The sequence below is a fragment of the Brevibacillus sp. HB1.3 genome, assembly GCF_013186635.1.
GTDB lineage: Bacteria > Bacillota > Bacilli > Brevibacillales > Brevibacillaceae > Brevibacillus > Brevibacillus brevis_D.
Genome location: NZ_JABMIT010000006.1, coordinates 381587 through 403431 on the forward strand (window position 1 = coordinate 381587; position 21845 = coordinate 403431).

Annotated in this window: 18 protein-coding genes; 3 read left to right on the forward strand and 15 right to left on the reverse strand. The window is 48.8% G+C overall.

What is annotated here, in order from left to right:
- Positions 1 to 4 precede the first annotated feature (4 nt).
- From HPY31_RS16935 to HPY31_RS16960, 6 genes are all read right to left on the reverse strand, one after another.
- Complete coding sequence (locus HPY31_RS16935) at positions 5 to 844, reverse strand: PP2C family protein-serine/threonine phosphatase (RefSeq protein WP_016743187.1); 840 nt, start codon at positions 842 to 844, stop codon at positions 5 to 7.
- 5 nt (positions 845 to 849) lie between these two features.
- On the reverse strand, positions 850 to 1380 hold the full coding sequence (locus tag HPY31_RS16940; protein ID WP_015892717.1) for an FHA domain-containing protein: 531 nt from the start codon (positions 1378 to 1380) through the stop codon (positions 850 to 852).
- A gap of 68 nt (positions 1381 to 1448) precedes the next feature.
- Entirely contained in the window at positions 1449 to 2003 is a 555-nt protein-coding gene (locus tag HPY31_RS16945; protein ID WP_172141649.1) for an FHA domain-containing protein, read from the reverse strand.
- Positions 2004 to 2334: 331 nt separating this feature from the next.
- On the reverse strand, positions 2335 to 2787 hold the full coding sequence (locus HPY31_RS16950) for a J domain-containing protein (RefSeq protein ID WP_172141650.1): 453 nt from the start codon (positions 2785 to 2787) through the stop codon (positions 2335 to 2337).
- Between the two features lie 102 nt (positions 2788 to 2889).
- Positions 2890 to 3315, reverse strand: a complete 426-nt coding sequence (locus HPY31_RS16955; RefSeq protein WP_015892720.1) for a hypothetical protein — start codon at positions 3313 to 3315, stop codon at positions 2890 to 2892.
- A gap of 150 nt (positions 3316 to 3465) precedes the next feature.
- On the reverse strand, positions 3466 to 5634 hold the full coding sequence (locus HPY31_RS16960) for a hypothetical protein (RefSeq protein WP_056493719.1): 2169 nt from the start codon (positions 5632 to 5634) through the stop codon (positions 3466 to 3468).
- A 549-nt stretch (positions 5635 to 6183) separates the two neighbouring features.
- On the opposite strand from HPY31_RS16960, the gene HPY31_RS16965 reads away from it, so the two are divergent.
- Positions 6184 to 8217: a VWA domain-containing protein gene (locus HPY31_RS16965; protein WP_172141651.1), complete on the forward strand. Its 2034-nt coding sequence runs from the start codon at positions 6184 to 6186 to the stop codon at positions 8215 to 8217.
- Here HPY31_RS16965 and HPY31_RS16970 read toward each other — a convergent pair.
- Positions 8198 to 9124, reverse strand: a complete 927-nt coding sequence (locus HPY31_RS16970) for a serine/threonine protein kinase (RefSeq protein ID WP_172141652.1) — start codon at positions 9122 to 9124, stop codon at positions 8198 to 8200. The two genes, HPY31_RS16965 and HPY31_RS16970, sit on opposite strands and share 20 nt — an antisense overlap.
- A gap of 97 nt (positions 9125 to 9221) precedes the next feature.
- Here HPY31_RS16970 and HPY31_RS16975 point away from each other — a divergent pair, with 97 nt between their 5' ends.
- Positions 9222 to 9593 (forward strand): VOC family protein, encoded by a 372-nt coding sequence (locus HPY31_RS16975; protein WP_172141653.1) that lies wholly within the window; start codon positions 9222 to 9224, stop codon positions 9591 to 9593.
- Here HPY31_RS16975 and HPY31_RS16980 read toward each other — a convergent pair.
- The gene (locus HPY31_RS16980; RefSeq protein ID WP_172141691.1) at positions 9590 to 10825 is read right to left on the reverse strand and encodes an MDR family MFS transporter; all 1236 of its coding nucleotides are present in this window, start codon (positions 10823 to 10825) and stop codon (positions 9590 to 9592) included. The genes HPY31_RS16975 and HPY31_RS16980 overlap by 4 nt on opposite strands.
- Before the next feature lie 155 nt (positions 10826 to 10980).
- On the opposite strand from HPY31_RS16980, the gene HPY31_RS16985 reads away from it, so the two are divergent.
- Positions 10981 to 12843 carry an SgrR family transcriptional regulator gene (locus HPY31_RS16985; protein WP_172141654.1) on the forward strand — a complete coding sequence of 621 codons (1863 nt, stop codon included), beginning with the start codon at positions 10981 to 10983 and terminating at the stop codon, positions 12841 to 12843.
- Positions 12844 to 13364: 521 nt separating this feature from the next.
- On the opposite strand, the gene nagA is transcribed toward HPY31_RS16985, so the two are convergent.
- From nagA to HPY31_RS17020, 7 genes are all read right to left on the reverse strand, one after another.
- A complete protein-coding gene (gene nagA, locus HPY31_RS16990) occupies positions 13365 to 14534 on the reverse strand; it encodes an N-acetylglucosamine-6-phosphate deacetylase (protein WP_172141655.1) in 1170 nt (389 codons plus the stop codon).
- A 33-nt stretch (positions 14535 to 14567) separates the two neighbouring features.
- Entirely contained in the window at positions 14568 to 15641 is a 1074-nt protein-coding gene (locus HPY31_RS16995; RefSeq protein WP_172141656.1) for an NAD(P)H-dependent flavin oxidoreductase, read from the reverse strand.
- A 35-nt stretch (positions 15642 to 15676) separates the two neighbouring features.
- Positions 15677 to 16711 carry a VOC family protein gene (locus HPY31_RS17000; RefSeq protein WP_172141657.1) on the reverse strand — a complete coding sequence of 345 codons (1035 nt, stop codon included), beginning with the start codon at positions 16709 to 16711 and terminating at the stop codon, positions 15677 to 15679.
- Positions 16712 to 16916: 205 nt separating this feature from the next.
- Positions 16917 to 17948: a FecCD family ABC transporter permease gene (locus tag HPY31_RS17005; RefSeq protein ID WP_172141692.1), complete on the reverse strand. Its 1032-nt coding sequence runs from the start codon at positions 17946 to 17948 to the stop codon at positions 16917 to 16919.
- 2 nt (positions 17949 to 17950) lie between these two features.
- On the reverse strand, positions 17951 to 19006 hold the full coding sequence (locus tag HPY31_RS17010; RefSeq protein WP_172141658.1) for a FecCD family ABC transporter permease: 1056 nt from the start codon (positions 19004 to 19006) through the stop codon (positions 17951 to 17953).
- Positions 19007 to 19134: 128 nt separating this feature from the next.
- Entirely contained in the window at positions 19135 to 20727 is a 1593-nt protein-coding gene (locus HPY31_RS17015) for an AraC family transcriptional regulator (protein ID WP_172141659.1), read from the reverse strand.
- A gap of 128 nt (positions 20728 to 20855) precedes the next feature.
- Complete coding sequence (locus HPY31_RS17020) at positions 20856 to 21830, reverse strand: ABC transporter substrate-binding protein (RefSeq protein WP_172141693.1); 975 nt, start codon at positions 21828 to 21830, stop codon at positions 20856 to 20858.
- Between the last annotated feature and the right edge of the window lie 15 nt (positions 21831 to 21845).

Sequence of the window (21845 nt, forward strand, 5' to 3'; positions counted from 1 at the left end):
CCCGTTACCAGCCTTTTTCCAGGATGAGAATGGTTGCGTTGTCCTGATTGGCTTTTTGCTTGCTTTCCACCGCTTCAATGATTTGGTCAGCCGCGTCATGGGCAGCGATATTTTGGAACAAAATCTGCTCCAGCTCCATCTCGGTTAACGTATCGTAAACGCCGTCACTACAGAGAATGACCTTGTCTCCCTTTTCAAGCGGAAACGGCTCACGACCAATTTCGATATTTTGAAAGTTATCGTAGCCCAAGTAGTTGATTAGCTGTTTTTTCTGCGGATGCTCCAACGCCTCGTCCTTCGTAATCTCACCGGACAGAAAACGCGCCTCCAGCACCGACTCATAAATGTCTTTTTGATTGATCGGAATGAATTCTCCATTCCGGAAAACGGTAATGATACTGTCTCCAACCGCTCCCCAATACAGCTTGTCCTCAACGATTACGCCAGCGACCAGTGTTGTCCCACCCCGACTTCCTCTTAAGGCCTGCAAAATCTCCGAATTGGCAAGAAAAGCAGCCCGGGAAAAGAAGAGGGAGATATGCTTCGGGTTGTCCAGCTTAGTAAATTCACGGATAAATGTAGTCACGGCAAGGGTTGAAGCAAGTCTGCCGTTAGCCAGTCCACTGATTCCATCAGCTAAGACCGCAATCGTCCCATGAGACGATGTTGCTGTCGAAAAGTAATCATCCTGTTCTTCTCGTCTGCCGATCGTCTGTCCATTTCCGATCTGGATGACGGGATTCATTTCTTGCCGGATCAAAGCTGCACGCAGACGAAACAAAAGAGTAATGGCAATGATAACGGCAAGGACGACCAGATACGGGATTGCGCCCTGTTGAAACATGCTCATCATTCCTTGCCTTTGTTGGAGTTGTCCCACTCGAAGTGAACACCGCACAGCGGGATGAAAATAAAGGTACTCTTTCCGAGCTGGAGCACATCGTACGCAGTAAGCTCAACTGGTGTGTACACCGCTTCATTGTTATGATAGGCAAGCCCAGATGCATCACCTGGGAGCAAGTAAAAATTGCGTTTTTTCGGATCGTAGACAATTACCGCATGATTGCGGCGAGAGATCGCGTTGTCTCCGACGATTCGGATATGCATATCCTCTGCGCGACCAATGAAGTTCTTTTCCGCCATAATGCGGTAATCTTGACCTTGTTGCGGCCCCTCAATACATACCAGCCATCCGGTAACAGGTTCGATCCCTTCTGTTTCCCCCAGATATGGCATCGTCTTATCGTCGTCCGCCACTCTCGCCAGTGCTTTGTTGTCCGGTTTCGCCCCAGGCTCGACGACCATACTGCAATAAGGGCAGGTGCTTCCGTGTTTTCTGGTGCTAAACATGTGACCATTCGCGCATCTTGTCAAACTCATTCTTCTGCTCCCCCGTTTCGTTCCGTGCAAGGACGATATGTATGTGTAAAAGCGATGTTTCCCCGTTGTTATTTCAGCAACAAGCGGGTATTGGCTATGTAAATGATGTCGCCAGCCTTCACTTTATGCGGCTGTTCAATCTCTAGCTTGCTCTTGTCGCGTTTGTTCGGCTGCTTGATGCCCGTGCCGTTTTTCGAATGAATATCCTCGATGAACCAGTCCCCGGACGCTTGATTCAGAACCGCATGCTGCTTGCTGATCAAGGCTGCGTATTCCGCGTCCGCCAAGTCGATGTCAACCTCGTTTTGCGCGGAGCTTTTGCCGATCACAAGGGATGTCTCCCCTTGGATCAACCACTCCTTCACGCTCTCTCCCTCTTCATCTAATAGAACCAGTTTGGTGACGCCATCCTCTTTCTTTGGCTCCGGTTCGTCGGGGCTTCCGAATCTGACGATAATGACCCCGAACAAAAAGAGTCCGAAGGCGATTCCTGTAAAAATTTTCAGAGCGTTGCTGTCCGTATAACCAAAGACATAAATGAGTGCACTAATCACAAGAATGGAAATCAACAGCTCTATGAGCTTCACTCTGATGGACTTTTGGTACCCTTTTTTCTTCGCCACGTCTTAACCCCCAATCAACTACCTAAAATGCTCTTGTTCAAAAATTTGTCTTTTCAGCACCGAGAAAGTTACGTGAACCTGAAGAAGGAGGAGCGCAGTGTAGGGGACCTACATGAGCACCGGACTTCAAAGGTGAACGTAAATTTCGATGCCGAATGAACTTCGAGAATGACTTCGTGATCAAAAGACGAATTTTTGAACTTCCTTTTAAGAAAAATGCTCCGAGCTTTGGGCGAATGGTGTATGTATGGACATCCATCCAAAAACAGGAGCAGGTTGCTACTACCTCTATGTCATGAAAGAGCTTTCATCCAAGCCCGATTTTTCCCTCTTATTTTTTCTTCATGCGAAAAAACTGTTCAAACATATCTGTCGTATCCAGTGGATTTTTCTTTTCGGATTTCATGGTGTTTGGGTTAACCTCACCTGTCTTCGGATGAAAACCAAAAAATCGTTCAAAGGTGCTCCCCAAATCTTCGAAGTTCACACTTGGTGCAGACTGCGCTTGCTGTTTGCTTTGTCCTTGTTTTGTGCTGCTGGTATGACTGGTCTGCTGTTGCTTCTTCTGCTGAAAAGCTTCGTAACGCGCATCGTACGCCTCGCGCAAGGCCGGGTCCTGCAATGTCTGATAGGCCTCGGTAATTTCTTTAAAGATTCGCTCTGACTCCATGCTCCCGGCATTGACATCCGGATGATGCTGCTTTGCCAGTTGACGGTATGCTTTTTTGATGTCATTCGTGGAAGCCTGTTTGGTTAGCCCCAGAATCTCGTAATAATTTTTCATGTGCGCACCCTCTGTCTGGCAATGATTTTCGTTATTTTGTAGAGCCGTACCTCGAACACGGCTTTCGAGGTACGGCTCTTCCTACCTTACTTCTCTCAAAACCTAAACAGCGTAGCCGCCTTCGATTTTGGTGAATTCGGTTTTGTCTTTCTTTTGCTTGATGAAGATGCTGAATGTTCCTACACCCTCGGTATCGCCGAAGCTCTCGTTGTAATCTACTACGAATGCGTTCGGGAAGTAGATTTTGCGGATCACTTGATCAGCAGCGATTACTTCCAGTGTTACTTTGCGGTAGCAATCCGCTTTTTCTGCTGGTACCAAAGACCAGAGAGCCAGCTTCATGGTGTCATCCGCACTGTCACCATCTGTTGCAGTGATGATTTTGCCAGTCAGTCTCAATGTTGCACCCACATCTGTGGAGCGCGCGTTGGAATCGTCTGGCGTGTCAGTGTCGTACTTTACTGTCTGAATGTTGTCCATGCCCAGCTCAATTGTTTCAGAACCTTCTACTTTGAGTCGAAAACCCATGGATAAAACCTCCTTGAAATGAGATCTTGCTCTCGAAATACCTGATTGGCTTCGAGGCTTATGTGTAAGGGTGCGTTTTGGGAAACACACCTCTAACCACCTGCGTAATGTGTCAAAAAGTTTCATAAACAGCTCTCCAGGGGATCAATGCTATGCTTTGACCGGAGTCGTTCCTTTGGTGATGGTGACCTCCAGGTTTTTCACATTGCCGTTGAACACCAGATCGATATGGCACAGATTGCTCTTGTCATCGATGATGTAGCTCATGTCATCGCCGTCGTGAATAATGGAGTTCACGAAGCCGCGTGTGCCCAGCCATTTGCTTTTTTGGCTGCTCGGATTGTTACTGAAGAACTTCACGATGTTGTCGTGTTTGAAATCACCTGTCTGGAAGCGGAGAATCCGCTCGATATAGGTGCTGACAAGTGTCTTGTAGATGGAATCAAAGCCGTCCTCTGCCATAGCGAGGCTGCGTGCCTTGTACACTGTAATGCGCTTGATATCTTTGCCTTGGATTTGTGCATTTTCCGAAGAGAAGACGAATCCAAAGTTTTTGCGGTTGATGGAATCTTTGATGTTGTTGGTGAAGCCGGAGATTTCTTTTGCCATTGTGGTAACGGCACGCAATCCATTTTCACCTGCTTCGATGTCAAAGCGTACACCCGGATATTCCCGGCTAACCACTTTGAAGGTTTCGCGCAAGTATTCTGGACACTGGTACGCTGCCACGATACCAGCAGCTACATAGCTGGCACCGACATAAACACCCTCGATCCACAGCTTCAGGATGTCTTCTTTTTCCTGGGACAGCTTCACGCCGTCTTCGGTTTGCAGCATTCTGCTGTCGATGACAACTCCTGATTTATCTTTGGGAATAATCGTGAAGTTCGGAATGCACGGGATTGCGAATTCACTGAATTCCTTGCGCACCAGAATTCCGCACTTGTCGATGTATTTATCAATGCCCGCTGTCGCCATGCTGTTGAAGGTGGTCTCTTCACCTGTACTGAAGCTGAAGAACACTTGTACTTTGAAGTCCTTCACGACCTGGAGCAGCATGGTGAGCGATTCCATTGTATTGCCGTCCTGCTTGACGACTTTTTCGTTGCCACGGAAACGCTCGCGAGTCACTTGTGCTTTTCCGGCGGAATCCATATCAACGGATGGAACGATTCCGAACCAGATCGTATCTGTGAAGTCGTTTTTCGCGTTGACCGTGTTCAGATAAGTCTCCAGACGTGGAATGTTGCTGCTTTTCACGAGCATGTCGAGCTTCGTATTCGTGATCAGCATAGCTGGCTGCATGCCTTTGTTCTTGGTCACGTACTGATCGAAGAACATCTTCACGCCCAAAATTTTCTCCACCAAAGGCTTCACTGTTTTTACGAAGTCGTCCTTGGCGTTTTTGTAGAACTCGAGATACGTATTGTAGTTCTGTACCTCTGTCTCAATGTTGACTTCGGTATGTACCGTCGGCAGTGGGCAGAAGGTGCGCACCACGAGATCTTTTACATAGGAGGATGGCGTCTCAGTGATCGACTCGTAATCCTCTTCGAAAACGTTCATCAGTCCGTTTCCGCTGTTTTCATCGAGAACCATCAGCTCGCGGCTGTCACTCTTTGGCGCCTCGATGATCTTCAGTTCTCCGTCTTCCCCAATCGTCAGCATCCCGATCTGAATCGCTTCGGATTGGTTCTCCTCTTGAGCGCCGCCCAAGAGCAGTCGTGTCTTGATATCTTCAATCGCCAGCGGCAGCATCGCCATGACGTTGTTGTAGTTTTTGCTGGCATCCTCGAACATCGTGTTCAGCTTGTCACCGAGATCGAGCTTCTTCGGATCGCCATCATCGAGCTTTTCGTAATGACCGTACAAGTAGTGGATCTCTTTGCGCACCTGACGGATGTCATCCATCACTTTTTTCGGGGAAATCATATCGAGCAAATTCTCGAATTTGAAATCCACGTTGGTGATCCCTTGACTGCGCTTCGTATCAATCAGGGTAAACAGCATTTTCAAGAAGTCATTGCTCTGGTCGATCTTGATTTCGGAAATCGCATCCTCTGCAATTCCGTCAGGCTTTTTCAAGGTGTACATCACTTTTTGGTTTGCTGCATTGTAGAACGAATACACGCTCGGGGAGAACTTGTCCAAAAACTCATCGAAGCTGCGCACGAGAAGATGCTCGTTGATTTCCTTGATCTTGTCGTCGCTGAGACTATCAATGCCTTTTACATCTCCAACAATGGTGATCAGGTCCAATTTTTCCGGGTTGATCTCTTCGAACAGCATGGTTCGGTTGGTCTGGTTAATAATATCCATAAATGGCCCCTTTCTGTTGTCTGCATAACCACTTAGTCCTACTTGATAAATGATGAGTCCTACTTCACGAACAAGAATACAAATCGTGACATTTATACCAAAAACAAACAAAAATCTTGCCTCTAAATTAAACTTTGCCCGCATTATTTGTCAACATTTCGTGGATTGTGACAAATTTCCTATACCAATACGACCATTCTCAGTATTTAGACCCATTTTATTCCACGAATCTTCCTTTTCTTGGATTCCCGTTTTATGCTGAAGACACAGAGTCTCCTTTCCTAGGTCTTCGAAAAAATAGGGATAAGCCTCGCCTTGTCCCCTCTCTTACTAGGAAAGTAGCACAAGGACTGATAGATAATTCTCCCTAGTTGCCGCTGGGGAGCATTATACATTCACCTCATATTTACAAAAATGGGTGCAATTAACTTTTATATACATCGGCAATAGGAAACCGATTTTTTATACGAACAACCATTTATAGGTAAATCGTCCCATTTTAGTAAGTCATGAACTTTTTAAAATTTTTTTCAGAAAAAAGGTGAATGTATGTACAAAAATCGTCAGTCAACCCTCTCTCTGCCGCCACTTTTTCGAATGGTGGTCATCGGACTGCTCCTCCCCATGCTCTTCTTGTCCGCCCCTCTAACTGCTGGGGCAAATGGAACAGCAGAGGCGGGAGTAGACGCGGTCTTTGTCGTTGATACGAGTAATTCCATGAACAAAACGGACCCTAGCAAAACAGCCGCAGAGGTCATGAGTATGTTCATTGATATGAGCGAAGCCACCCGTACCCGCATTGGCTTTGTCGCCTATAATGATCGAATTGTACAAGCTCAGTCTCCGGCGAGCATGGCCGAAGCAAGAAATCGGGAACAGCTCAAGCGAACCATTCAAGGGTTGCGTTACTCTGGGTATTCGGATTTGGGACTCGGTTTGCGCAGAGGGGCAGAGATGATTGAGAAAGCAAAGGACCCGGCTCGCAAGCCATTTTTGATCCTTCTGTCAGACGGGGGAACAGATTTGCGGCAAAATGCGGGTGGCAGGAGTGTGGCAGCATCCAACAAGGACGTGGAGACAGTTATCTCGAAGGCAAAAGCGCAAGGCTATCCGATCTATACGATTGGTCTCAATAACGATGGCTCCGTCCAGAAGGAACAATTAAAAAAAATCGCAGATACAACAGGCGGAACTTCCTTTGTCACACAAAGTACAGATGATCTGCCTGAAATCTTCAATCAGATTTTTGCCAAGCATATTCAATCGCAGCTCGTATCAGTGGCAGCCATGACAGCTACCGGGGGCTTGCAGGAAGTGACCGTGGCCATCCCTAATTCCAGCATGCAGGAAGCGAACATCATCCTGTTGTCCAACAATCCCTTGCTAGAATCGCAAGTGTACTATCAATCGCAGAATGTCCATTTTATGAAATCCCAAAAATACTCGCTGATGAAAATAGAAAAGCCGAAGAAGGGTAACTATCTCGTTAAATTTAGGGGGAAACCCGGGGATTTGGTGAAGATCAATTTACTGGGGAATTACAGCTTGATGGCTGGTGTAGAGGTCAAGCCTGAACCGGTTATCAAAGGGAATCCGGCCACGTTTACTACCTATCTCCAGCATCAGGAGGAACGACTGGATGACAAGGATGTGTACGCATCCATGCAAGCAGAACTAATCGTAAAAGATCTCGTCGGGAAAAAAGAAGAGAAAGTTCCGATGAAGAATCTTGGCGATAGCTTTACAGTCGACTACGTCTTCCCTCACACGGGCAAGTACGAGTGGAAAATCTTCATGAACGGCCCGGACTTTTATCGCGAAACGGCGACGAGCGTTTATGACATTACGAATATCGCGCCAGTTGCTGCCTCGGTCAATACCTTGACAATTGAGAAGGAAAACGGCGAGCAGGCTATCGATTTGGGTTCGTTCTTCATAGATGCCAATAACGACAAGCTGACCTATACCATCGTCACCGCTGATCCGGAAGAACGATTTGTCGCTACGATTCAAGACACGGCTCTGAAGCTGTCACCAGAGAAAAGCGGTACATCAGAAATCACCATCACCGCCACGGATGCAGAAGGAGCAAGCGTCACAGGCCCGCTCGTCATTATCGTGCACTCGGTATGGGATCGCTACATCACCATCGGCATGATTGTGTTGCTCGTAGCTGCGATCGGCTACGGTGTTTACCTGCTTACACGTCCCAAGCCAGCGTTTGTAGGTCGGCTAGAGGGGTATTTCCTGCACACAGCAAGCGGCAACGACATCCCTGTCAAGTTTTGGCCTCTCGCCTCCTTTGGCAAGAAGCAGCGGATCACCTTGCAGGAGCTATTCACCAGTTTGGATGTGAATGAGCATTTGCCCGAAGCGCAAAAGATTTACCTCCAGCCGGGAAAAAATCAGACGCTGCTCTTGGTCAATCATAGTCACTGCACAGTTGAGCGGGGCAAGGAAACCATGCCCCGACATAAAAAGCTCGTCCTCCAATACAACGACAAGGTGTATGTGACCTTCGAGGATCGGATGACCGAGATCGAAATTCGCTTTAAGAAATCGTCTAGTGAGGAAGCTTCTTAAGAGAGAAGCGTGCCTTTCCCTTCCAAATCAGATGCTCTGCACGAATCGCTGTCGCAAACAGCTTGAGTGTGGGGCATCTTTTTTTCGAGTCGACGGCCAATCCCCACATAATGACATTCGCCAGCAGCAGCGGAACATCAGGGTTCCGTGTTCGAATCGCTGGCAAGGTATCCTCAATGACTCTTGCCGCCACATCAACGGGACGCTCTTTGGTCAGACAGTAATACAGCGTGGCAGCCAGGCTGTAAATATCCGAGACTACGCCTTGCTTGGATTGACCCGAGTAAAACTCAAGCGGTGAATATCCTTCAGTCGTCACGATCGGCTTGGGTTCATCACTCACGAAGTAGATCGCGGAGCCAAAATCAATCAGCATAGGTTGTCCTGCTTCTGTGACCAAGATATTTTTCGGCTTGATATCGCGATGTATGATGCCTTTTTTGTGCAAATAGTCTAATCCGTCAAAGATCGGAAGTACCGTCTGATGCAAAAATGCTCCCAGATCAAGCTCGGTTTGGGCCAATACATACGCATCCAGCGTCTTCCCTTTGCAATAGTCCACGACAAGATAACCTGTGCCATTTTCGGCAAAATGGTCGATGTATCCGATGATAACGGGATGGTTCAGTTCCTTGTGCAGGGACGCCTCTTGCCAAAAGCTGTCTAGCAGCCTGTCGAATTTGGTTTTTAACGATGGTCTGCGACAAATGACCTTCACGTGATCCAAATCTCGCATCGCCAATGCTTGAGGGAAAAACTCTTTGAGAGTGAGTGTCCGCTTGCTTTTCAAATGGTAGACCACATACACATTCGACAGCTCACTTGTGGAAATGATCTTTTTGATCCGATACGTTTTTTGCAGGATCGTGCCTTTTTTCAGACCTCTTTCCCGTTCTACCTGTCCCATGTCATGGCCTCCCCTATCTTTCCTCTCAAAAAATGATAACGAAAGATGGGGGATTATGGCAATATAAAGAAAAGTATGGAGAGGGGAATGATTGATCATGGCACATTTGGAATCGTTGCTTCACGTACAAATTCCTGTGAAAAATTTGGAAGAGGGCATTGTCTGGTACTGCAATCACCTTGGTTTTTCCTTGCAAGCGCGGTATCGTACTTCCGCTTTTCTCGCCCTGTCAGCGGGACCCATCTTGATGATATGGGAAACGGATGAGCAGACGTCCACAACCTTTACCGTTGATCAGCAACCCATGCCCGTCTTTTTGTACACTACTTCCGATGTGCATGCACTCCATGATTATTTGCAGGCACAGGAAGTCTCGATTACCCACTACCAAAACGATGGCTTCGGATGGGTGCTCAAATTTTTTGACCCGAGCGGAAACATGTGGGGAGTCATTCAGAAAAACAACTAGTCAGTTGGAGATGGCAAAATAACTTGTGAGGATTTTTCACAGCTATTTCTTTGCTGTTGCCGCTGCTCCCATAAGTACTGGCCGCGTTGATAAAACGGAAGCGCGATAAAGGTCAACAGCATAAGGATCGCGAAAATGAGAGGCCCTTGTCCAAACCCGAGTACTTGGAGCAACACGCCACCAATCCACGCACAAACACTTTGTCCAAGAAAGGCAAAGCCGCTGGCGCCGTAATATGCTCCACGCAAATGCTGGGGAGCGATCTCCCCGATCAGGATATCTCCAACGACAAAGCACAAAATTTCGCCAATCGTAAACACCACCATCGACACAGACAGCCAAAACAAATTCGTAAATAGCCCGAAACCGAACAACCCTAATCCAAACAATAGACAGCCCAGCTTCAATGCAGTCATGGATGAGTAGCGCTTCATAAACTTGGCGAGCGGATATTGAAGCGCTAAAACGGAGATGGTATTCACTACAAATAAAAAGGAATACGCCTCTATCCGATCATGCCCAATGTACAAGGAAAGCGTGGTGTCCAAATGAGAGTAGGCACCCGCAACGAACAAATTCCCAAGCAACAAGTAAAGAAATACTTTATCTGTAAAAACAATGCGTGCCATCTGATTCATGGTGACCGGATCAGCAGCCACGTCCTTCTTCAGTTGTTCCTTGAACATGACCATAAATACTACCAACACAGCTGCATACACGGCAAAAATGATGGCGGTAACGAGGAACGGTAACAAGGATGTGCTTCCTGCTCCCAATTGCAAGCCGATGAACGGACCGATTGCTCCACCCAGATTGATCGCGAAATACCTGGCGTTAAAAACAGCCGCACGCTGATCATCCGACGTGACATCCGCCAGCAGGGCACGGGCTGTCGGCTCAAATACATTTCGAAAAAGGCCGTTGCAAGCACTTAAAACAAAGAACATCCACGTCTCCGTCGCAAAAACGTATCCAATCAATACGATGCTCCAAGCTCCCATCGCAGTGATCATCACTGGATATCTCCCTAATCGGTCTGACAGGGCTCCCCCAGCAAAGCTGCTAATCGTTCCCACCAATAGGCTGAGCGCGAGGATCGAACCAACGATCGCCGGATCAATTCCTTTTACCTTTCCTAAATAAATCCCTAAGAACGGAAGTGTCATAAAAAAGCCTGTTCGTGACAAAAATGTTCCGATAATGACACCCCATGCCACCGGATGAAATCTCATTCTCCCCATCTCTCTTTCCCATTCCCGTTTGTTATCTCTCGTGTTATCTTCAGTATAGGGAACTAGAAAAAGGGGAAAAAGGGTTCGGTTTGCCTGAATCCGATCACCTTTTTTGAGCATGCATTTTTATTTTCATCAGAGAAATGGGGGCCAGCATGGTTACCGTTCTGCATTTTTTAGAGCTTCGTTCGTTTTTTCATCAAGAAGAAATCGGGAAACCGTTCCCTGTTACCATCGAAAAGCTGGCTGGGATTTGGCACTGTACACCTCGCCACGCCAAGCTGATTGTCCGTAAGCTAGTCGAGCTGGATTGGATCGAATGGAAGGCTGGACGTGGGCGCGGGAATGTCTCGGTCATGACGCTTCATGCTGATTCCGATGAGATCCTCCTCGCCGAGGTCAAGCTGCAAATAAACAAGGGCGACGTCCAAGAAGCGATGGAGCTCATGAATCGCTACGGCAAAGCTGCCGCCAAAGATCAGATCATGGATTGGCTCTCGGAAGGAATGGGATTCTCCAGCCAACTTGCAAGCCAATCAGTATCGCCCCAAGATATCTTGCGCTTTCCGGTGTACCGCAGGATTGTGACGCTGGACCCTGGTCTGGTTTACTACCACTTCGATGCACATCTGGTGGGACAAATTTTCAATACACTCGTCCAATATGATCTGAATAGTCGTTCGATTTTACCTTCCATCGCCCATTCATGGGAAAGCAGTCCAGATGCAAAAGAATGGACCTTTTATTTGAAAAAGAACGTGCTGTTTCATCACGGACGGGAACTGACTGCTCATGATGTTGTTTTTTCCCTGAATCGGCTTCGCTTGTATCCAGACACATATGAAGCAAGCTGGATGTTTCGTGACATAGATCAGCTCATCGCCATTGACGACAGAACCGTGCGCATCCTGCTTAAAGAACCGAATTACTTGCTTCTGAGGCTGTTGGCGATGATACCTGCAAGCATTGTTCCAGAAGAAATCGTTTGCCAGGATGAAAAAGGCTTTGGAGAAAAGCCAATCGGAACAGGCCCCTTTCAACTCGCCCGCCTTACCGAGGGAATCTGTATTCTCGAGGCATTTCCTGCTCATTTTTTGGGGAGACCGCAGTTGGATCGTGTGGAAATTTTGATCTTCCCCGAGTTGGACACGGGTCGCCTAAAAGAAGAACCAAATTGGGCGTCTGTGATGGTGTCGCACGGGGTCCAGTCGAAAGCACTCGCATTGAAAGAAGCGGTCATTCAGGACGGACAGGACTGGTGCGATACGGAGGCGTTTTTTTCCTGCTGTAATTTGCTCGTTTTTAACCAGTGGAAGAGCGGCCCGCATAATCACCTCAAATTCCGTCAGGCACTCGATCAGCTGATCGATCGGGATCAAATGATAGCCGATTTGGGCGGTGATCGCATCTACCCGGCAAAAGGCTTCCGCACATATCATCCTGTATTAAGGGAGGTAAGAGTGAGAGAGAACGAGCAGCCCTGCCATGCCCAAATCATGTCCCTGCTACAGGAAAGCGGCTATCAGGGAGAAACATTGCGTCTCGTGACCACAGCCTACCATGAAGAAGATGCGCTATGGATTCAACAGCGCTGTGGCGATTATGGCATTCATCTGGTAGTCGATGTGAGAGAACCATGGGAATTTTCGAATCACGATTGTTTGCCCGAACATGACTGCCAGCTGTACGGCAATGTATTTAGCAGCGATCAAATCAGCGAGCTGGAGATGTATTTGCAAAGAAATTACTTTCTCCCCGCATTTGATGAATCATTGGCTTTGGCCATCAACAAGGAGATTGGTTTGACGTTTCAGGAGCCAGACCGGCTTGCTCGTGAGCACCATCTCGCCAGAATCGAAGCCATGATCAAGGAAAACTATGCCGTCTTGTATCTGGTTCAGAAAAAGACACTTACGTCGTTCCATAAATCTTTACGAGGCGTGTCGATCAATTCGTCGGGGTGGCTGGACTTTCATAAGATCTGGTTTCAACCGGATGCGTTGCAGCAGCAGTTTTAAAAAGGGGGTGTAGTGAGGGAAGAAGTGCATTTCCAGTCTACGCTTCGGCCTCCGCCCCGCAAGGGGGAGAAGACTGTCCGCTCCGAAATGAATGGCGGGAGCGCTTCAAACGTAGAAGTTTCGAGGAAGTATCTCATAAGTGAAGCTGAAATTCCCCGCCATTCATTTCGGAGCTAGGTCGGGCTCCAGAGGCGCTTGGACTGGAAATGCACTTCTTCCCACGCAGCTTTTGTTCACAACATTTTGAAAGGTCATCCGGGAAGGGAATCGTTAAGGGATTGTTATGAAAGCCACCCTGAGTTGATCTTTAAATCGGGGTAATACTCGAAGAAGACAAAAGCTGTACGAAAGCCCTGTTACATGTTTGGAAGGAGACCGCCCGAACGAAGTGAGGATATAGGCGACTGGAAAACATGTGGCAGGGCTTCGCCCCGACCACAACCGTCCGGGGACATCTCTATTCTTTCATACTAAAAAAGCAATCCAAGATCGACCCTCGGACTGCTTTTTTCTATAAGAAACTATTTTGACTGGTGATAAACTTCTTTACCCGCAACAAAAGTCATGGTCACGTCAAATTGTGTATTCAATACCGTAATATCCGCATCATACCCTGCCGCCAATCGTCCTTTTCGCTCGCCATAGCCAAGGATGCTTGCTGGTGTCAAGGAAGCCATTTCTACTGCATCTGGCAAAGAGACACCGCTCAGCGTCACCATATTGCCGACCGCCCGATTCAGCGTCAGGATGCTTCCTGCAAGGGTTCCATCTACGAGCTTTGCCTGATTGTCATGGACGTGAACCTCTTGTCCACCAAGGTCGTAAGTCCCCTCGCCCATCGCGGCTGCCCGCATGGAATCGCTGACGAGCGCGAGCCGTTCTGCCGTTTTGACCCGATACAAAATCTTCATGACTGCTGGATGCACATGGATGCCATCTGCGATCAGCTCTGTACTCAACTGCTCATGATACATCGCGGCGCCCACTACGCCCGGCTCCCGATGATGTAGCCCTGTCATAGCATTGAAGCAATGGGTAAAATGGCGCACGCCCGCATCTACCGCTTCCGTCGCCTGGGCGAACGTAGCGCCTGTATGTCCAGCAGACACGATGACATCGCGCTCTTTTAACCAGGCAATCGCTTCAAGTGCTTCCGGTTGTTCTGGCGCAATCGTCACGACCTTGATCAAGCCTTCTGACAGCCTGTAAAGCTTTTGCACGGCATCGAGCTTTGGTATCGCGATGTTTTCTTCTTTTTGCGCCCCCTTGTAGCGAGGATTGATCCACGGGCCTTCCAGATGGATGCCGATCGCTTGTGCCCCCAAAAGCCCTTCCTTGCTGTTCTGCGCGATGTTTACCAGCACCTGCTCTAACTGAGCATAAGGAGCCGTCATCGTCGTCGCCAAAAAAGACGTCACCCCATGCCGCGCAAGTGCAGTCGAGATGGCCTGAAGGGATTCCGGCGTCCCGTCCATCGTGTCGTATCCATCAATCCCATGCATGTGCATATCGACGAATCCTGGGCAAATCCAGCCATCCTCTACTGTCACCACATGATCTGGCAAAGCTTTTCCATACTCATCAGCCTTGCCAGCATAGGTGATCGTTCCATTTCCCACGACTACGAGACCATTATGCAATTCCTGTCCATCTGCGACAAGTTTCCCCTTGAGAGCGTATTCCTGGTTCACTTTGATTTCCTCCGTTTGTAGCGTGGCGTGGCTTTATTGCCCCAGATTGCTGCAAATTCTCGTCGTCTCCGCTGCCAGCTTTTCAACGAGCTCACTCGCGCTGATTTCCTGGCTGAGTGGAGCTGCCTGCCCCGCCCACATCGACATGTACGCACGTTGCTGCTGCTTGCCCGCTGCTGCTCGAATGTCTTTCGTCAGGGCATTTTGTACCGGATAGGTCGGGAGCTCGTGATCAAGGGGGGCGAGCGTTGTCATAAACTCATTTTGAATGCCTCTTGCCCATTTTCCTGAGAAAGCACGTGTCATCACGATGGACTCTTCTCTCGTCTCTAGAATGGCTTTCTTGTGTAGAGCATGTGCTCCGCTCTCCTTGCACGTCAGAAAAGCCGTTCCAAGCTGTGCCGCCTGTGCCCCGAGCGCAAGTGCTGCTGCGATCCCTCGCCCATCCATCATCCCTCCAGCTGCGATTACGGGTATCTTGACTCGGTCTACGATTTGCGGGACGAGCGCCATTGTTCCAATCATATTGCTTGGTGAATCCGGCAAAAAGGACCCACGGTGCCCGCCTGCTTCGCTGCCTTGCGCGGCAATCATATCGACACCGCTCGCTTCCAATGCAATTGCTTCACGAACGGTTGTCGCTGTTCCGATGACAGTGATTCCCCGCTGCTTCAATTCTGCCATCAAGCGATGATCCAAAACACCAAAGGTAAAGCTGAAAACGGCAGGCTGTTCCTCTAAGACGACAGCCATCTGCTCAGCAAACGGCTCTGTAAATTGCGTCACCTGCGGATTATGCGGGATGCCCAATCGATCGCGCACCTCATTCATTGCCTGGGCAACGCCTTCTGCGATCGGCTGTTCAGCATCGAAATCTTCTGGGATAAACAGATTTACGCCAAACGGTTTATCTGTTAACGCCCGAATGGACTTGATCGCCTCACGAATCTGCTCAGGAGACATATAGGCTGCACCAAGCGTTCCGAGTCCCCCTGCTTCTGAGACAGAGGCTACCAGAGCAGGTGTGGTCGCTCCCCCTGCCATTGGCGCCTGAATAATCGGCCATTTCAAATGGAAACGCGAAGTGATCGAATTGTTTGTCCACATGGCTTTCCACTCCTCAACTTTTTGAACAAGCGCTTTTATTGTTTATCAGTTGATTGGTCATCGATGTGAATCCATTCAAGAAACTGAGCCAATACCCGGGCCGTTAACCCCCAGATGACACGCCCGTCCACCTCGTAAAACAAATGCTCGATTGTCCCTATTTTCCACGGATATCGCTTGCCACCCGGGATCAGATGATAAGGAAAATCCTCTTCGGGCTCGGTCATGACAGAAGAAAGATACTTCGCTGGCTGTGTTGCCAACAGACGATCAAGTGGAAGGATAAAGACCTCTCCGACCTCGTCTGGATTCGGCTTCATCTCTGGAATTCCTTCCACGTAGCCAATAAAGGGCGTAATAATAGAGGAGCCTGGCCCAATCACCTGATCGAGCTCGCCTAGATAATGAATTTGATCAAGTGGAATCCCCAGCTCCTCACTTGTTTCCCGAGCTGCCGTCGCCCAGCGGGATTCGTCGCTCTCCTCAGCTCGCCCTCCCGGAAAACAAACCTCATTAGCCTGTCGCCGCATCGTACTGGCTCTTTTTTCAAATAAAATGCCTAGCTGGTTGTCAGCCATTTTGACGAGCGGAAGCAAGACACTGTATGCGCCGCTCGTCTCACGTTCACGTTCTTGCAGTCTCCTGGAAATCTCCTTGATGGCAGGAGCAAGGGAATCCTCCCCTGATTCCTGTGGCAAGTACTGCGAGACCTCGATTAAATTTTGATCCGGATCACGAAAATACACCGAACGAATTGGCCCGATGGCCCCTGTTTTTTCAACAGGACCTTCCACCAAATGGATACCACATGTACGAATATGCTGAATGACTTGTTCCAGTGGTAGCGATGTGATAAGACACAAATCAGTGGAACCTGCGACTGGATGCAGCGCTTTTGGCTCCCATCCTTGTCCGATTTGATGCAAATTGATTTTTTGCTGGCCGAAGTGCAGAGCCCTCCTGCCGTTGCCAAAGGTAACTGCCTTCATACCCAGGACCTTTTCGTAAAAGTGACAGGTTGCCTCGATGTCTTTTACCGTCAAAACCAAGTGGTCTAATCGATCGATCATATGCCTTTACTCCTTTTTGTCCCGATACATGCTCATGTTGTTATTATAACAAACACAAGGCGGTTGCTTCTTATCCCCCATTGTCCTCCAACCTTTCCCTCTTTTCAATTCCCAAATTGCCTCATCCCCACTTCGCTATATAAAAAACGAGCGTCTCCCCCGTAACTCGTCGGGAAAACGCTCGCTATATCCACCATTTGCGAAACTATGCTTTTGAACGTGCTAGTAAGTACAAGAAATACGGGGCACCGATAACGGCTACAACGATCCCAGTCGGAATCTCTGACGGCTGCATGATCCAGCGTCCGATCGTATCTGCCACGATGACCAGTAGAGCACCCGCCAGCGCAGATGTAGGCAAAAGCATCTCATGCTTTGGCCCCACTAGTCTTCGAGCCAAATGCGGTCCGATCAGCCCGACAAAACCGATACCTCCACTCACTGCCACGCAGGAAGCAGCAAGCCCGACAGCAGCAGCCAGCAGCTTCAATTGCTCTTTGGCAACGGGTGCACCCAAGCCTTTCGCCAACTCTTCTCCCAAATTGAGCACATTCATGACGCGTGCTTTGTAAAAAACATAGGGGATCAAAATGGCGATCCAAGGCAAGAGCGAAAGAACGAACTTCCAGTTGGTCCCCCAGATGCTACCTGCGAGCCAAGTCGCCACGAACTGGTACTTGTCCGGGCTCAGCTTCAGCGTCAAGACGATCATCGCGGCACTCATCCCAGCCGCCACGGCAATCCCCGTCAATATGATACGGGTCGGAGACAATCCCTTGTGTCTTTTATAAGACAATACGAAGATCAGCGCTGCTGTCACGCTGGCCCCAAGCAACGCCAACACCGGCAACAAAAAAACAGGTGCCGCAGACGTTGAAGGATAAAACGAAATGAACAGCATCACCATCAAGCCAGCACCAGCGTTGATCCCTAAAATACCAGGTTCAGCCAACGCGTTGCGGGAAATTCCTTGAATAATACACCCGGATACGGCAAGTCCTGCCCCAATCAGGAGGGAAATCACAATCCGAGGCAAGCGGAATTCAAACAAGATCAGGCTTTGTTTGTCTGTTCCAGAACCGATTAGCGTCATCAGTAGATCGCTCGGTGACAACCGTATGTAGCCTGTGTTCATACTGATAATAAACGCGATAAAAATGAGGATAGCGAGTATCGTCATAACCGCAAAGGCTCTATTCCTTTTACGGGTTTGGTAATGGGAAACCATCTGCTGCATCATTACATCTCCCTTCTTTCTTTACGCGCCAAGTAAAGGAAGAACGGTACACCGATTAGCGCAATAAGTGCCCCTAACGGCGTCTCATACGGGGGATTTACCATTCTTGCGGCCAAATCGGCGAATACGACGAGCAAGCTGCCCAAAATGGCTGAGCAAGGAATGATCCATCGGTAATCGACCCCAACCAAAAAGCGGGTCATATGTGGAACGATCAATCCAACAAAGCCTACAGCCCCAACAACGGCGACCGCAGATCCTGCCAAAATCAGGACGATGATCATGCCTGCCAGTTTGACTAACGCCGTGCGCTGCCCCAAGCCTTTTGCCACATCTTCTCCAAGACTGAGCATCGTGATGGAACGCGACAACATCATCGCCCCAAACAGAGCTGCGACAATCCACGGAAACATGACTTCAAGCTGAAACCATTTGGTTCCCGCCACACCGCCTGCATACCAGAAGGCCAAATCCTGTCCGATTTTAAAGTAAAGCGCAATCCCTTCGCTTAACGCAGACAATAGGGCGGTCAATGCGGCACCCGCCAAAACGAGGCGCACCGGAGTCAAGCCGCCTTTTGCCAATGAACCGATCCCGTAGACCATACCTGCCCCTACACCAGCACCCAAAAAGCTGTAGAGAATCAGGTACATGAACGGCAGACCTGGGAAAAAAGCGAAGCAGAGTGCCAAAACAAATCCGGCACCAGCGTTCAGACCGAGTAATCCCGAATCCGCCAACGGATTGCGTGTCATCCCTTGCATAATGGCACCTGCAACAGCGAGGCTAGCCCCGACCATTGCACCGCCGAGCAAGCGCGGCAAACGAATCTCCTGAATAATTTGGTGTTGCGTAATAGCAGGATTAAATTGAAAAATAGCTTCCCATACGACAGCAAAATGGATGTCGGCTGCTCCAAATGACACAGACAAAAACATCCCCAGTATTAAAGCGAAAACCCCACCAGTCAAAATAAGCGTCGCTGCCCAAGGGCGTGAGCGAAACGCGACCGGCTTTTCGTTATTCCCCTCATTCAGGGAATGTGCGTGTTGACTCATACGTGCCACCTTTTTTCGTTAGTTTGGAGCTGAGTTGTTGGTGATATTGATTCTTATTATCATATATGAATTTTAGGCGAAGCATGAAAAAAGTGTCAATGGACAATTGCGTGCTTTTCTTTGTAGATTTACGCTAATACTTTTAGGACATCGTCGACCTTTTTTCCGTTGGCGATTACACCGTGATTCATCCAGGTCATGAAATCCACCTGGTACGCCCGCTTGCTTTGGACAGCAGGAAGCTCCTGCCACACGGGATGGTTGAGCTGTAGCTGTTCGGCACCTGTTTTACCCTGATGCCATCTGTCAAAGGCGAAAAAAATATGATCGGCATCCAGCTTAGAAAGTTCTTCCCACGATACCCCTTCTCTCACCTGCTTGGCGAATTGTTTTTTTACCAGCAGGGCCGGCTCCATTTCCAAATCTTGAAACAACACCTGCGATGTGTAATTTTTCTCCACGAGGATTTGATCGGCCGAGATGCGCAAGAAGGCTACCTTCTGCCCTTTGAGACTGTGTGCCATTACATTTTTGGCAGCTCTTATTTTTTGTTCATACTGCTCGATTGACCGCTCTGCCAATTCACTTCGGCCCAGCCGATCACCGAGGGTGCGCAGTGTTTTTCGCCACTCCGGTCCGAACTGCCGAATCACGCATGTCAGGGCAATCCGGGTACATTGGGCATACACATCCGCCTTCCAGCCTGTACACTCCCGTAGCATAATGACATCGGGGGCTCGACTGGACAAGAGCTGCACGTCATCTGTCAGCACATCGTACGTCGGTACATCATGCAGGCCCAAGTAGTCCTGTTTTCCCCAATATGTATGCGCCCATTGAACAACGGGTCGGATGCCAAGAGCCAGCAAATAATCCTCCATATAAAGAGAGACAACTCGTAAATCATCCCGATGAATGTTGCGATATTTTCCTGGCGCGAGCCCTACACGCTGTTTAAAACGACGACTGAAATAATACTCGCTGTTGAATCCGACGTTTTGGGCAATCTCGTTGATCCGATCACCTGTCATGAGCAGAAGTTGCTTCGCCCGATTGATCCGCAGCTGATTCATGTAATCGAGTGGTATTTCTCCCGTCATTTCCTTGAAGAGCTGCGTATATCGCCAACGTGGCACATTCGCTTCCTGTGCTAGCTGGTCTACGGTCAGCGGCTCTTGAAAGTGTTTCTCTACATATGCAATCGAACGTTCAACTGCTCTCTTCGGGTCCAACGTTGTTTTGCCTGGCATATTTTGCTGGGCCAAAACACATAGCAATTCCTCAAACCGCACGTGATTATAAAATCGTTGCAGCGCCTCCGTGGCATCGCGATGCTTGTAAATCTCCACAATCAATTCAACGACACGTGAAAAAGGCGTGCAGGTCAACTCCCCCAGACAGAAAAATGCCTCGGAAGCTTGTTCCTTTGTCGGAGCTTCTGTGTGGACGACACGAAAAGTAAGAGAATAATAGTCGAGAACGTGACCCGTGCAACTGATCTGAACGTTCTGACGCGGTGCTGCAATCCAGCACCGCTCCCGAGTGAACCGATAGGTCGACGATTCAATTTCCATGAGCCCTTCTCCTTCTGTTGCTACAATCATCGTGTAGTCTTCCGGCTCTTGATAGTCCTGCCATCTTTCCACATTGACCTTTTGGATGGCCGTCATGGCAAAGAATGATGGTGGAGATAGTTTGGCTCCGGATGCTTCGTTATTCATCTCCCTCACCCTTTTCGTGAGAATGATTATCATTTTTATTATAATGATTTAACATCCCGACGACAAGCTCCACCAATGAAAAAAGAAAGCGCATCACCGATATGACGCGCTTTCTCCCCTGAACTCGATTATTTTACAAACGCTTTGACCAAGTCGTCTGCCTTCTTCATATTGGCCAGAATGGCACCAGATTGCCAATGTGTCCGCTCCATTGGGTAGACATGACCTTTTTTCACAGCAGGAACGGATTTCCAGATGGGGCTCTCCAAAATCTTGAGCGCATCCTTGTTTTCTTCGGAAGTCCACGTACCGTTCGACGGGAACACAATGATATGATCTGCATCGATAGCCGGGATGGCTTCTTCTGATAATACCACGTGGGTTTCCTGATTTTTGGCAGGCGCATACGGCGTAAGGCCCAACTCCTTATAGAGCATGCCTGTGTAAACATTGCCATCTCCGAAGAGGGCCAAATTCGGCTTATTTCCCACGTTCAAACGAATGACAGCCACTGTTTCATTGCCAATTGCCTTTTCCAGCTTTGCCTTCGTATCCGCAATTTTCTCATTGTACTTTTGGATCGCTTCGTCTGCTTTTTCTGGAACGCCTAACACCTCGGCGATTTTCTTGAGTCTGCCAATCGTATCGTTACGGAGCTCATCCGGCAGCTTGTACGTCGGGGCTACCTTGCTGAATTCCTCGTATTTCTTGGGATCAGCGTAGCCATCCACAATGATGATATCCGGATTGGCTGCAAGTAACGCTTCCATACTTCCTGTAATATCAAAAAGCGGCACGTCCAAACCGAGGTAATCCTGTTTGCCCCACGCCGGGTGATACCACTGGATAACCGGGGTCACACCCAGTGCTGTCAAAAAGTCCTCCTGATAAATCGCCGCTACCCGCTCTGGCTTTACCGGAATTTCCACATCACCATAGGCGTCCTTCACCACTTTGGTTTTCGCAGCGGTGTTCTCTGTCGATGCTTTCTGCTCAGCGGATGTTGGCTCCGCTGCTTTTTCTGCACACGCAGTTAATACGAGCATCATGATCAATAATAATGCCATCCATGCTAATCCTGCTTTCCTAACCGTTTTGACCATCTTTCTACCCTCTCT